The 13327-nt window shown below is 66.2% G+C and carries 9 protein-coding genes; 1 reads left to right on the top strand and 8 read right to left on the bottom strand.

Annotation, left to right across the window (positions count from 1 at the left end):
* Positions 1-7: 7 nt before the first annotated feature.
* Genes AC5P8Z_RS14880 through AC5P8Z_RS14860 form a run of 5 tightly spaced genes read right to left on the bottom strand, consistent with a single transcriptional unit; the run spans position 8 to position 6367 of the window.
* Complete coding sequence (locus AC5P8Z_RS14880) at positions 8-991, bottom strand: AAA family ATPase (protein WP_286070522.1); 984 nt, start codon at positions 989-991, stop codon at positions 8-10.
* 16 nt (positions 992-1007) lie between these two features.
* Positions 1008-1715 (bottom strand): DUF4159 domain-containing protein, encoded by a 708-nt coding sequence (locus AC5P8Z_RS14875; RefSeq protein ID WP_049430856.1) that lies wholly within the window; start codon positions 1713-1715, stop codon positions 1008-1010.
* Entirely contained in the window at positions 1715-3049 is a 1335-nt protein-coding gene (locus AC5P8Z_RS14870) for a TldD/PmbA family protein (protein ID WP_495229400.1), read from the bottom strand. The genes AC5P8Z_RS14875 and AC5P8Z_RS14870 overlap by 1 nt, the downstream gene beginning before the upstream one ends.
* Positions 3050-3070: 21 nt before the next feature.
* On the bottom strand, positions 3071-4705 hold the full coding sequence (locus AC5P8Z_RS14865) for a TldD/PmbA family protein (protein ID WP_495229399.1): 1635 nt from the start codon (positions 4703-4705) through the stop codon (positions 3071-3073).
* Between the two features lie 30 nt (positions 4706-4735).
* On the bottom strand, positions 4736-6367 hold the full coding sequence (locus tag AC5P8Z_RS14860) for a TldD/PmbA family protein (protein ID WP_495229398.1): 1632 nt from the start codon (positions 6365-6367) through the stop codon (positions 4736-4738).
* A gap of 631 nt (positions 6368-6998) precedes the next feature.
* Between AC5P8Z_RS14860 and AC5P8Z_RS14855 the strand changes: the two genes are divergently transcribed.
* Positions 6999-7613, top strand: coding sequence for a DUF938 domain-containing protein (locus AC5P8Z_RS14855; RefSeq protein WP_495229397.1), 615 nt, complete (start codon positions 6999-7001; stop codon positions 7611-7613).
* Here AC5P8Z_RS14855 and AC5P8Z_RS14850 read toward each other — a convergent pair whose 3' ends face one another.
* From AC5P8Z_RS14850 to AC5P8Z_RS14840, 3 genes are all read right to left on the bottom strand, one after another.
* On the bottom strand, positions 7614-8900 hold the full coding sequence (locus tag AC5P8Z_RS14850) for a type II toxin-antitoxin system HipA family toxin (RefSeq protein WP_295566567.1): 1287 nt from the start codon (positions 8898-8900) through the stop codon (positions 7614-7616). It abuts the gene before it with no gap.
* A 33-nt stretch (positions 8901-8933) separates the two neighbouring features.
* Entirely contained in the window at positions 8934-9260 is a 327-nt protein-coding gene (locus AC5P8Z_RS14845) for a helix-turn-helix domain-containing protein (RefSeq protein WP_422353682.1), read from the bottom strand.
* A gap of 215 nt (positions 9261-9475) precedes the next feature.
* A complete protein-coding gene (locus tag AC5P8Z_RS14840; RefSeq protein WP_495229396.1) occupies positions 9476-13162 on the bottom strand; it encodes an indolepyruvate ferredoxin oxidoreductase family protein in 3687 nt (1228 codons plus the stop codon).
* Positions 13163-13327 lie beyond the last annotated feature (165 nt).

Raw genomic sequence — 13327 nt, 5'->3', positions numbered from 1 at the left:
GCGTGGCTCAACCCGGGAACGGCACGGCCTGCAGCAGCGCGGCGACCACGTCGTCGGCACGCTTCTGCTCGGCCTCGGCGGCGAACGACAGCAGCAGGCGATGGCGCATCACCGGTGCGGCCAGCGCCTGCACATCCTCACGGGTGGCGGCGAAACGGCCCTGCAGCAGTGCGCGTGCCTTCGCCGCAAGTACCAGCGATTGCCCGGCACGCGGACCGGCGCCCCACTTCACCCACTGGTTGATCGCCGCCGGCGCGCCTTCGCCCGGCCGGCTGGCACGCACCAGGCGGGTGATCCAGGCCAGCACATCGGGGCTGACATGCACCTGGCGCACGGCGGCCTGCAACGCGATCACGGCTTCGGCATCCATCACCTTCGGCACTGCGTCGGTGGCGCCGCCGGTGGTCTGCTCCAGGATCTGCCGCTCCTCGTCCTCGCTGGGGTAATCCACCAGCACGTGCAGCAGGAAGCGGTCCAGCTGTGCTTCCGGCAGCGGGTAAGTGCCCGCCTGCTCGATCGGGTTCTGCGTGGCCAGCACGAAGAACGGCGCGGGCAGCGCATAGGTGGTGCCCGCGTAGCTGACCGTGCGCTCCTGCATCGCCTCCAGCAGCGCCGCCTGGGTCTTGGGCGGGGTGCGGTTGAGCTCGTCGGCGAGCAGCAGGTTGGTGAAGATCGGGCCCTGCTGGAAGCGGAAATGGCGATGGCCGGTCCCGTGGTCCTCCTCCAGCAGCTCAGTGCCGAGGATGTCGCTGGGCATCAGGTCGGGGGTGAACTGCACGCGCCGGAACTGCAGTTCCAGCGCCTGCCCGAGCGAGCGCACCAGCAGGGTCTTGCCCAGGCCGGGCGCACCTTCCAGCAGGCAGTGGCCGCCGGCCAGCAGGCCGATCAGCAGCTGTTCGACCACGGTGTTCTGGCCCACCACGGCGCGTGCGAGCGCAGCGCGAAGATCGTGCAGGCGCGGCAGCAGGGAATCGAGGTCGGGGGCGGTCATGGGCGTGCAGGTCCTATCAATTGTTCAGCGCGTACATCACGATGTTGACGCCGAAGCGGGTGTTGTCTTCGGCCAGGAAGCGCTTGTTGCGCCAGTCGTAGTCCCACTCGCAGCCATAGTCCTTGTTGCTGTAGAGCAGGCCCAGCCGGCCATCGACCTCGATGCCCTTCAGGTAGTCGTGCACGAGGTCGTCGCCCCAGCCGTTCAGTTCAAAGCTGGTGGCGGGCGGGCCGTCGGGGAAGCGGAAGAAGCTGCGGTACAGCGCGTGGCTGTTGGGCAGCTTCTGCAATGCCCTGGGCCCGAACAGGCGGCCCATCTGCGCCTCGAACGAGGTGGCGAACAGGCCGTCGATGTCATGGTTGCAGTCGTCGACGAAGACGAAGCCGCCGTTGCGAACGTAGCGCACGAAGTTCTGCCGTTCGGCGGCGTTGAACTCCACCAGCGTATGCCCGGCCAGGTAGCAGAACGGCGCTTCCAGCATGCGTGGGTCGGCCAGTGCCACCACGTGTTCCTGCGGGTCCACCCGCAGCGAAGTGTAGTCGATCAGCGAGGTGATCAGGTTGGACGGCATGCGCGCATCCACGTCCCAGTCACCGGAGTCATATTGCAGGCGGGTGAACCAGAAGTCGTAGCGCGAACTGCGCGGGCCTGCCTGTGCCCAGGCCGGCAGCGCCGCCGCCGAAGCGGCAGCGGCCAACCAGCGCAGGCAGGCCCGGCGGTCCATCAGACCGCGTCGGACAGCGAGGTGAAGGTGAAATCGCGCAGCTTCATCGGCGGGATCATCATCACGTAGCTGGATTCATCACCGGCCACACGCACCGGCTTGCCCAGCTCTTCGATGTTGTTGAGCATGATCACCGGCGATTCGTTGAAGCGGAAGTTCTTCACCGGGTGCTTGATCTGGCCGTTCTCGATGTAGAAGGTGCCGTCGCGGGTCAGCCCGGTCAGCAGCACGGTCTGCGGATCGACCATGCGGATGTACCAGGTACGGGTGACCAGGATGCCCTTCTGGGTGCCGCGCACCAGCTCGGCGGTGCTCTTGTCGCCACCGCTCATCAGCAGGTTGCCTGGCGAAGCCTTGGCGGTCTTGCCCTGCTTCTGCGCCCAGAAGCGCGAGTAATCCAGGTTGGCGATCCTGCCGTTCTCGATGATGGCCATGCGCTCGCGGGGCAGTCCCTCGTTGTCCCACGGCAGCACCGGTGCATCCGGATGCCACGGGTCAGCGATCATGGTCACCCGCGGGTCGTAGACCTGCTCGCCCAGCTTGTTGCCGCCGCCCTTCTTGGACAGGAAGCTGCGGCCTTCATCGGCCGAGCGTGCGCTGAAGAAATTCATCATGAAGCTGATCAGGCCCGCTGCTGCAGCCGGCTCCAGGATCACCGTGTACTTGCCCGGCTCCAGCGCCTTGGCTTCGGCCGATTCAGTGGCCTTGCGCATGGCGATGCGGATGTCCTGGTCCGCCCTGAAGTCCGCCGCATCCTTCAGGTTGCGGCCGACCCAGCCCGAACCACGGCCATCTTCGGTACGCACGGTGCAGGTGTAATCGAAGTTGGTGGTGCGCTGGTAGGCGAAGTTGCCGTTGCTGTTGGCGGTGGCTTGGAAGCCCTGACCGTCTTCGAGGAAGCCGGCGGCGATCAGACCATGGCCACGGCACGGCGCGATCGAATCGGCGGCAACCTTGGCACGGAAGGCCGGATCGATCGCGGCAGTGGACTCGCTGAAGGTCGGGCTGGCACGGTAGCTCTGCTTGCCGATGGCCGGCATGAACTCCGGGTTTTCCGGGGCCAGGCGCGCCAGGTCTTCAGCACGGCGCACCACGCGCTCCAGCGCGGCATCGTCGAACTCGTTGATCGAGGCAGTGCCGACGCGCTTGCCGAAGGCGACGGTGACCGCCAGCTCGGTATTGTCGACAATCCCGCTGGTGGAAACGTTGTTCAGTGCGAAGCGGATGTTGCCGCTGATCGCGCCGGCCAGCAGGGCGGTGCACTCGTCGGCCTTGGACAGGGCAATGACCTTGTCGAGGATGGCCTTGGCCTGGGCTTCGGTGAAGATACTCATGGTGTAAGGGCTCCTGACCGGTCAGCCGAGGCTGCGTGCGGTGTTGATGACGTTGATGCCGTTGAAGCGCGCGGTGGACGAACCGTGCGAGACCGCCGAGACCTGGCCCGGCTGGCCCTTGCCGTCGAAGAACGAACCGCCCAGGCGGTAGTCGCGCTCGTCGGCCACGGCGGTGCAGGCATTCCAGAATTCCGGCGTGCGGATCTGGTAGGCCACGTCTTCCAGCATCCGGGTGATCTGGCCGTTCTTGATCTCGTAGAACAGCTGGCCGCCGAACTGCGCGTTGTAGCGCTGCTGGTCGATCGAGAACGAACCATCACCGATGATGTAGATGCCGCTCTCCACGTCCTTGATCAGGTCCGGCACGCTCAGCGGCTTCTTGCCCGGTGCCATCGACACGTTGGCCATGCGCTGGAACTGCACGCTGGACCACGAGTCCGCATAGCAGCAACCGTCGGACTCGGTCTTGCCGAGGATGTGGGCCTGGTCGCGGATGGTCTGGTAATCCACCAGCTTGCCATTGCTGATCAGGTCCCAGCGCTTGCACTTCACGCCTTCATCATCGTACGCCACCGCGCCGAGGCTGCCTGGCTGGGTCTTGTCGGCGAAGATGTTGACCAGCTCGCTGCCGTACTTGAAGTGCTGTTCGCGCTTGTCCAGGGTGGCGAAGCTGGTGCCGGCGTAGTTGGCCTCGTAGCCGAGAACGCGGTCCAGTTCCAGCGGGTGGCCGATCGATTCGTGGATGGTCAGCCAGGTGTGCGACGGGTCGAGCACCAGGTCGTACTTGCCCGGCTTCACCGACGGTGCCTTCAGCTTCTCCTGCGCCTGCCGGGCCGCGGCGATGGCGTCTTCCTTCATGTCGTAGGAGGTGCTGTAGTTGACCACGCCGTTCGGGCTGACCACCTTGCCGGCGGCGGCACCGTCCAGGTACTCGTAGCCCAGGCCCATCGGTGAGGACAGCCCGGAGCGGGTACGGAACTTGCCACTGGACTTGTCGATGGCGGTGACCGTCATCGGCGCCCAGATGCGGTGCACGTCCTGGTCGATGTAGGAACCATCGGTGGACGCGAAGTACTTCTGCTCGTTGACCAGGAACAGCATCGAGTTGACGAAGCTGGCACCGGCGCCCATCGCGGCCGCGTTGACGTCCAGCAGCAGCCCGACCTTGTCCTTGATCGGCACCTCCATCGCGTTCTTGCGGATCGGCGTGCGCCAGCTCACTTCACCCACGCCCGGCGCCTTGGCCAGCTGCACCGGCGCGGTCTGCACGCCGGCATTGGCCTTGGCAATCGCGGCGGCCTGCTGCGCGGCACGGGCCACGTCGGCGGTGCCTAGCGCGTTGGTGGCGGCGAAGCCCCAGGCGCCGTTGACGATCACGCGGATGCCCACACCGGTGGACTCGGTGTTGACCACGTTCTGCACCTTGTCTTCGCGGGTGATCACGAACTGGCGCAGGTAGCGGCCGATGCGCACATCGCAGTAGGTGGCACCGGCCGCGCGCGCGGCCTGCAGCGCGGCGTCGGCCAGGCGCTTCTTCAGGCCCAGGTCCAGGCTGGACTGCAGCTGTTCGGCGGCGATCACCTTGCCGAAGAAGGAGGGCACGATCAGCCCGCCCGCGGTAAGCCCGGTCAGGGCCAGGAAGTCACGTCTTTGCAAGGCTGCTCTCCATATCGAAGGATGGGTGGCTCAAGCGCCGAGACTGCGCGCGGTGTTGATGATGTTGATGCCGTTGAAGCGGGTGGTGGACGAACCGTGCGACACCGCCGAGACCTGGCCGGGCTGGCCCTTGCCGTCGAAGAACGAACCGCCCAGGCGGAAGTCGCGTTCATCGCAGATGGCGGTGCAGGCGTTCCAGAACTCCGGCGTGCGGATCTGGTAGGCCGCATCCTCGACCATGCCGGTGATCTTTCCGTTCTTGATCTGGTAGTACAGCTGGCCACCGAACTGGGCGTTGTAGCGCTGCTGGTCGATCGAGTACGAACCACGGCCATGGATCCAGATGCCGTTCTCCACGTCCTTGATCATGTCCTCGACACTGAGCGGCTGCTTGCCTGGTGCCAGGGAGACATTGGCCATGCGCTGGAACTGCACGCTGGACCAGGAATCGGCATAACTGCAGCCGTGCGAGGCGTCGCGGCCGAGGATATGGGCCTCATCGCGCGTGGCCTGGTAGTCGACCAGAATGCCGTCGCGCACCAGGTCCCAACGCTGGGTCTTCACCCCTTCATCGTCGTAGCCCACCGCACCGAGGCTGCCCGGCTGGGTCTTGTCGGCGAAGAAGGTGACGATGTCGCTGCCCCAGCGGAAGCCGGCATCGCGCTTGTCCAGCGTGGCGAAGCTGGTGCCGGCGTAGTTGGCTTCATAGCCAAGCACGCGGTCCAGTTCCAGCGGGTGGCCGACGTTCTCGTGGATGGTCAGGAACAGGTTGGACGGGTCCAGCACCAGGTCGTACTTGCCGGGCTTCACCGAGGGCGCCTTCAGTTTCTCGCGCGCATGGCGGGCGGCGGCAATGGCGTCCTCGATCGGATCGTAGGAATCGCGGTAGGCGGTGATGCCGCCGGGCAGCTGCACCTTGCCGCGTGCATCGCCATCCAGGAATTCGTAGCCCATGCCCATCGGCGAGGACAGGCCGGCGCGGGTGCGGAACCTGCCGCTGGCCTTGTCGATGGCGGTGGCGGTGAACGGCAGCCAGATGCGGTGGATGTCCTGGTCGATGAACGAGCCGTCGCTGGAGGCGAAGTACTTCTGTTCGTTGACCAGGAACAGGGTGGAATTGATGTAGTCGGCGCCCGCATTCAGCGCCGCGGCATTGAGTGCCAGCAGCAGCTCGACCTTGTCATGGATCGGCACCGCCATGGCGTTCTTCCGCACTGGCGTCTGCCAGCGCACCTCGCCGACCGACGGCGTCGGCGCCAGCTGCACCGGCCGGGTCTGGATACCGGCATTGGCGCGCGCGATCGCCGCAGCCTGCTCGACCGCGGCGCGCACGGCGGCTTCGCTCTGCTGATGGGTGGCAGCGAAGCCCCAGGCGCCGTTGACGATCACCCGCACGCCCACGCCGGACGATTCGCGGTTGGTCACGTTGCCGACCTGGTGCTCGCGGGTGATGACTGACTGGTTGAGATAGCGGCCGATGCGTACATCGCAGTAGCTGGCATTGGCGGCGCGCGCGGCGGCCAGTGCGACCTCGGCCAAGCGCCGGCGCTGGGCGGTATCGACCGGGGCGAGCAGCTGCTCGGCGGCGATGGCCCGGGAATGCGGCAGCAGCAGACCCGCCAGGCCCAGACCGGAAAAAGCCAGGAACTCACGTCGTTGCACAGCGTTTCTCTCTCTCGCTTGCGTGCGGTTGGCAACGGGCCGGACCGATCACGTCAACTCCTCGACTTTCGCCAGCGCGGCGCGTGCGGGCAAGTGACTGCAGTCATGGTTGGTGCGGGTTTCGGCAGGGCTTGCAGCCCTGCACCTGCTTCAAGCCAGGGCAACGTCAATAGCGGGCATTCCGTGGGTGGGCGGGGCGGTGTCGGATTGCGGGGACGCCGTGAATCCGTCCATGGAGGCTTGGCAGCCGCATCCATGCGGCTGACATCCCGCAATCCGACACAGCCCCACCTCTGACAGATTCCTGCGGCTGTTGGTAGGTGTCGACCTTGGTCGACACAATCTGTCAGATATCGAAATGAATCCGGGGTCAGATCCGTTCCAACAGACCGCAGGAAACTGTCGAAGGCGGGGTGGGTCCGGTTGCGGGGGTGTCCGCGGCATGGATGCCGCGGCCAAGCCCCCAAGGACGGGTTTACGGCGTCCCCCGCAACCGGACCCACCCCGCCATCCCTCAGGGAGCCCGCTTCTGCTTTTGCTGTTGCTCTTGCTCTCGGCGGGTGCAGGGCGCAGCCCTGCCGAGCACCCCCCTCGTGCACAATGGTGCCGACCCCGCCCGGACCCCGTCCCGATGTCGAGCAAGCCGCACTCAGAAGCCTGCGAACGCAACCGCGAACCCATCGCGGCTGCGCTCGACCCGTGGATGGGCGATCGCCACCGGGTGCTGGAGATCGGCAGCGGCACCGGCCAGCACGCCGCCTTCTTCGCCGAGCGCTGGCCGTGGCTGCGCTGGCAGCCCAGCGATCATGCCGACCATCTGCCTGGCATCGAGGCGTGGCGCGCCGAGGCGGCGCTGCTCAATCTGCTGTCGCCCGTGGCCCTGCAGGTGGAGCTGCCGCCCGCGCCGGGCCTGGTACTGCCTGAGGGCAGCACGTTCGACGCCGCGTTCAGCGCCAACACACTGCACATCATGAGCTGGGACCACGTACAGGCGCTGTTCGCCGCGCTGCCGCCGCTGCTGCGCCACGGCGCGCTGCTGGCGGTGTACGGCCCGTTCAACTATGGCGGCCGCTACACCAGCCACAGCAACGCGCAGTTCGATGGCTGGCTGAAGGCGCGCGACCCGCGCAGCGGCATCCGCGACGTGGAAGCCGTGCAGGCGCTGGCCGCGGACAATGGTTTCACCCGCCTGCGCGACGTGGCGATGCCGGCCAACAACCGGCTGCTGCTGTGGCGGCTGGGGTGATCAGGTAGCGGATTGTTCGAATTGACGCAGGCAGCGCTGGCAGCTTGCACTGATGCCGTCCACCAGACGTTCCAGAACCGGGTGGCGCATCCCCTCTGCCTGCAGCTCCGCAAGCAATGCCCGGGCGATGCCGGGCAGCTGTGTTGCCATGTCGAACAGGCCCGACAGTGCTTTCTGCGGGTCCAGCTTCATTCCATCAGCGGTGGCCTCCCAATCCGCCAGGCGGACATCCCACCAGCGGTAATGACTGCCTATCTTCATGGCCATCTTGATCTTGCGTTGCTGCAGATATGCATAGGGCAGTGCACTTGAGATGTCATACAGCGGGGCAAGGCGAACGTTTCCTTGTGCGCCGATCAGCAGCGAATAGTTCTTGGCATGTGCGTCAGTGCCGCCAATGAGATAGTTGAACTGCAGTGCCTGCAGCAGTCTTTCGACATCCGCTCGCGGCTTGCTGGAATGTTCCCAAAGCACGCGCGCCAGATCGGCCGGCCCCGGTCCGCCCTGATTCTGGTACTTGATGTGTGGCATGACACCCAGCGCTTGACAGAAGTCTTCCTGGTGAACGCGTTGCCAACCCTGCGCTGTTCGTACGCGGTCGAAGCGCGTCACCGCAATGGCCTGTGCATCCTCCATGCAGATCATTTCAGTGGACGCAGCCGACATGCCGAGTTGACTGGCCAGGCGCAGACAGAAGACCTCGTTCTCCACGAATCCGTCGTAGTCGCCACTGGGGGGTTTGAGGATATGGGTGGTGGGGATGCGACCGGCCGGAATTGCCCAACCTCCATCGTCGCGTTGCATCAGGGCGATCTTGGGTTGCGCCCCGGCCAGGCTGAACTGGCCGACATCATCGGGTTGCCGCGCTGCAATCTGGTCCACTCGGATCCGCTGAAGGCGCTGGGCGACCTCATGGAGCGACAGCGGCTCCTGCCGATCGTCTTCACCGGCAAGCACGGCGGCGAGCCGTTCGCCTCGTACGAACTGGACCGCACCGGCACAGTCTTCACCGACGTGTGACAGCAACGCGACCGGGTTGCGGGACGAAACATGGAACCGGGAAGCCCATCGCTGCAGAAGGGCCTCGTTGTCGGGAAGCAGCCCCCACAGGACCGCAGAGAGCGTGGCAGCGGGCGTGCTGTTCTCTGCCAATGGAAGTGCAAGTGACAAGGGATAGGCGCCCGGCGTCTGGCGCCAGCTGTCTGCGTACCGGAATGTCGGATGGCCATGTGCATCCTGTCCCAGGTATCCAGCCAGTCTGTTGGAAAGGAGTACGTTGAGGTCCATGCGGGAGGCACGATGTCCGGGAGGAAGGGGCTGTCAGACGGCCTTGTGGGGCTTTCTACGCCCCAACGTCATGGCAGTCGCGCGGTGCTCATCCGGGCGCAGCCCGTTGCCATCCACGATAGTGTCGATATCAGGCAGTTCCAGAGGCATTTCCGTCGATGCAGCGGAGGAGACCATTCCCTCGACGGTGCCCGTAGCCAGTATCAGGCCGAGGACGTTGAGCGTCCGCAGCACCAGTTGCAGCTCCACCCGTGGCTTGCCCTTCTCCATTTCGATGACCCATTGCCGACTGACGCCTACGCGTTCGGCCAGCTGGGCCTGATCCCAACGGAGTGCTTTGCGACGCTGGCGGATGACCACGCCCAGGTCTCGGGAAGTTCGCAGGACGTCCATATGCCGAATGTATGCGCTCGGCAACATTTAATCAAAAGTCGCCGTTCGATAACATTTCAAAAATGTCACTGAACGGCGACAATTTCTGAAATGTCGACGTTCGCTGGCATTCATCGCCAGCGTCTCCAGCGCGAGACCCTTCCCGGGCAGTCGGCCCAGGGCCGGTCGGGTCCTGCTGCCGGTTAGGCCACCTGCACGATATGCAGCGCCTTCGGGTTGCGCCACTGCGCCAGCAGGGCGGCTTCACGCGCCTTGGCCTGTGCGAAGTGGGCTTCCTTGACGTGGCCGAAGCCGCGGATGTGTTCGGGCACGCTGGCGATCTCCACCGCCAGCGACAGCCGATCATCCTCCAGCCCGTCCAGCAGCAGCTGCACGGTCGCCTCGTAATCGGCAATCAGCTGGCGCTCCATCCGGCGCTCCTCGGTGCGCCCGAACACATCAAGGCGCCCGCCGCGCAGGAACTTCAGCTTCGCCAGCAGGCCGAAGGCCTTGAACATCCACGGGCCGTATTCCTTCTTCAGCAGCCGGCCCTGCTCGTCCTTCTTCGCGAACAGCGGCGGCGCAAGGTGGAAGCGCAGCTGGTAGTCGCCCTCGAACTGCTGCTGCAGGCGGCGCTGGAAGTCGCCGCTGGTGTACAGGCGGGCCACTTCGTACTCGTCCTTGTACGCCATCAGCTTGAACAGGTAGCGGGCCACGGTCTCGGTCAGCGCGGTGGAACCGCCGATGCGGTCGGCCTCGGTGGCGCGCACGCGCGCCACCAGATCACGGTAGCGGTTGGCGTAGGCGGCATCCTGGTACTCGACAAGGAAGGCGGCACGGCGCTCGATCATTTCATCCAGCGAGCGCGACAGGCGCGCGTCGTCCAGCGGCAGGAACGCCACGTCGCCACCATGCGAGGGCAGGCCGCGCAGTTCGCGTTCGTCGCCGGTGTTGCGCGGCGCAGCGGTGGCGCCCCACTCGTTGCCTTCCCACTCGCCCGGCGGCAGCGGGTGCAGCGGGCCCGGGGTGGATTCGGTATCGGTGTGGCGGTTGCGCACCAGGCCGGCAGCCTGCTGCACGGCCTGCGGATCGACCGCCGCCAGGCGACCCCAGGCAAACGCCTGCTGGTTCATCGCCACGGCGGCGCCATTGAGTTCGATGGCGCGCATCAGCGATGCGAACGACAGCGGTACCAGGCCCTGCTGCCAGGCGTAGCCGAGGATGAACAGGTTGGCGGCGATGGCATCGCCCAGCAGCGCAGTGGCCAGCTGGGTGGCATCGAGCAGCAGCGGCTCCTGGCCGCCCAGGGCTACGCGCACGCCGGCGACGATGTCGGCAGCGGGGAACTGCATGTCCGGACGGGTGGTGAACGTGCCCGGCATCGCTTCGTAGGTGTTCAGCACCACCTGCGAGCGACCGGCGCGCACCTTCGACAGTGCCCAGTAGTCATTGACCACCACCATGTCGCAGCCCAGCACCAGGTCGGCTTCACCGGCGGCGATGCGCACGGCGTGGATGTCGTCCGGTCGGCATGCGATGCGGATGTGCGTGGTCACCGCGCCACCCTTCTGCGCCAGGCCGGTCTGGTCGAGCACGGTCGCGCCCTTGCCTTCCAGGTGGCCGGCCATGCCCAGCAGTGCGCCGATGGTCACCACACCGGTACCGCCGACGCCGGTGATCAGGATGTTCCAGGGCTGTTCGAGCGTGCCGCGGATGGTCGGTGCAGGCAGGTTGTCCAGCAGCGTGGAGGCATCGCGCTTGCTGCCCTTGCGCGGCTGGCCACCGTGCACGGTGACGAAGCTCGGGCAGAAACCATTCACGCAGGAATAGTCCTTGTTGCAGTTGGACTGGTCGATCTCGCGCTTGCGCCCGAACTCGGTTTCCTTCGGCAGCACCGAGACGCAGAAGCTCTTCTTGCCGCAGTCACCGCAGCCTTCGCAGACCAGCGAGTTGATCAGCACGCGCTTCTGCGGGTCTTCCAGCTTGCCGCGCTTGCGGCGGCGACGCTTCTCGGTGGCGCAGGTCTGTTCGTAGATCAGGATCGAAACACCCTTCACTTCGCGCAGGCGCTTCTGCACCGCGTCCAGTTCGCTGCGGTCGTGGAACTCGACGTCGCTGGGGAAATGTTCGCGCTGGCCGGTCCACTTGCCGATGTTGTCCGACAGCACCACGATGGTGTGGATGCCTTCGGCGCGCATCTGCCTGGCGATGTCGGGCACGCTCAACGGGCCGTCCACCGGCTGGCCGCCGGTCATCGCCACCGCATCGTTGTAGAGGATCTTGTAGGTGATGTTCACCCCGGCAGCCACCGCCTGGCGGATCGCCAGCGAGCCGCTGTGGAAATAGGTGCCGTCGCCCAGGTTCTGGAACACGTGCGGAGTATCGGTGAACGGCGCCTGCCCGGCCCAGGTCACGCCTTCGCCGCCCATGTGGGTGAAGGTGTCGGTGCTGCGGTCCATCCAGGTCACCATGTAATGGCAACCGATGCCGGCCAGTGCACGCGAGCCTTCCGGAACCTGGGTGGAGGTGTTGTGCGGGCAACCGGAGCAGTAGTGCGGCACGCGCGGGAAGCTGGCGCGGGGCAACGCAAGCTCGGCTTCCTTTTCCTGCATCCACTGCAGGCGCTGTTCGATCGATTCGTTGTTGAAGAACTTCTGGATGCGGCGGCCGATCACGCCGGCGATGGTGGCTGGCGTCAGCTCACCGGTGGACGGCAGGATCCACTCGCCGCTCTCGTCGTACTTGCCGACGATGGACGGGCGCTGGCCCCAGCTGGCTGGCCAGTTGAAGAACTGCTCCTTCATCTGGCGCTCGATGAAGGCACGCTTCTCCTCCACCACGATGATGTCGTCCAGGCCCTGCGCGAAGCGCGCGATGCCCTGCGGCTCCAGCGGCCAGGTCATGCCGACCTTGTACACGCGGATGCCGATGTCGGCGCAGGCCGCTTCGTCCAGGCCCAGGTATTCCAGCGCCTGCAGCACGTCCAGGTAGCTCTTGCCGGTGGTGACGATGCCCAGCCGCGCGCGCGGCGCGTCCATCACCACCTTGTCGATGCCATTGGCGCGGGCGAACGCCTGCGCGGCCTTCACCGCATAGCGGTGCAGGCGCATCTCCTGGTCCAGCGGCGGGTCCGGCCAGCGGATGTTGAGGCCGCCGCTGGGCATGTCGAAATCTTCCGGCAGCACGATACGCCGGGCCAGCGGGTCGACCTCGACCGAGGCCGACGATTCCACCGTCTCGGCGATGGTCTTGAAGCCGACCCAGCGGCCGGTATAGCGGCTCATCGCCCAGCCCAGCAGGCCCATGTCGAGGATGTCCTGCACGCCGGCCGGGTTCAGCACCGGCATCATCGCGCTGACGAACTCGTCCTCGCTGCCATGCGGCAGGGTCGAACTGCGGCAGGCATGGTCATCGGCGGCCAGCGCCAGCACGCCGCCGTAGCGCGAGGTGCCGGCCGCATTGGCGTGCTTGAACACGTCGCCGCAGCGGTCCACGCCCGGGCCCTTGCCGTACCACATGCCGAACACGCCCTGCACGTTGGCGCCGGGGAACAGGTTGGTCTGCTGCGTGCCCCACACCATGGTGGCGCCGAGGTCCTCGTTCAGGCCCGGGGTGAACTTCACCTTGGCGGCTTCAAGATGCTTGCGCGCGCGCCACAGCTCCAGGTCGAAGCCACCCAGCGGGCTGCCACGGTAGCCGCTGACAAAGCCGGCGCTGTCGATGCCTTCGGCGGCGTCGCGCAGGCGCTGCATCAGCGGCAGCCGGACCAGCGCCTGCACACCACTCAGGTAGATCCGCCCCTCACTGCGGGTGTACTTGTGGTCGAGCGTGTAATCACGGTCGAGCAGGTCGGCGGAAGAGGGCGAAGTGAGTTGCGCGGTACTGGTCATGGCTGGCCCGGTAGGATCGGCTGGCACCGGCCGCGTGCAGGCACGCGGCGGGAAAGGCGCGAATTGTAGCAGCGGGGCCGTGGTGGCCCCGGCACTCGCGCCCGCGCCGCTGCTGGGGTTAGGATCGGGGCGAGAAGAGAGGGAGGCTGCGATCGTGCAGCCTGG

The sequence above is a fragment of the Stenotrophomonas sp. YJH_SMC_17 genome, from assembly GCF_059371655.1.
Note: the sequence above shows the minus strand (reverse complement) of the source record. Positions and strands in the feature narration are given on the sequence as shown.

Bases quoted from the DNA above. Each gene is read 5' to 3' on its own strand.
- AC5P8Z_RS14880 (WP_286070522.1), bottom strand. From the start codon at position 991: ATGACCGCCCCCGACCTCGATTCCCTGCTGCCGCGCCTGCACGATCTT.
- AC5P8Z_RS14875 (WP_049430856.1), bottom strand. From the start codon at position 1,715: ATGGACCGCCGGGCCTGCCTGCGCTGGTTGGCCGCTGCCGCTTCGGCG.
- AC5P8Z_RS14870 (WP_495229400.1), bottom strand. From the start codon at position 3,049: ATGAGTATCTTCACCGAAGCCCAGGCCAAGGCCATCCTCGACAAGGTC.
- AC5P8Z_RS14855 (WP_495229397.1), top strand. From the start codon at position 6,999: ATGTCGAGCAAGCCGCACTCAGAAGCCTGCGAACGCAACCGCGAACCC.
- AC5P8Z_RS14850 (WP_295566567.1), bottom strand. From the start codon at position 8,900: ATGGACCTCAACGTACTCCTTTCCAACAGACTGGCTGGATACCTGGGA.
- AC5P8Z_RS14840 (WP_495229396.1), bottom strand. From the start codon at position 13,162: ATGACCAGTACCGCGCAACTCACTTCGCCCTCTTCCGCCGACCTGCTC.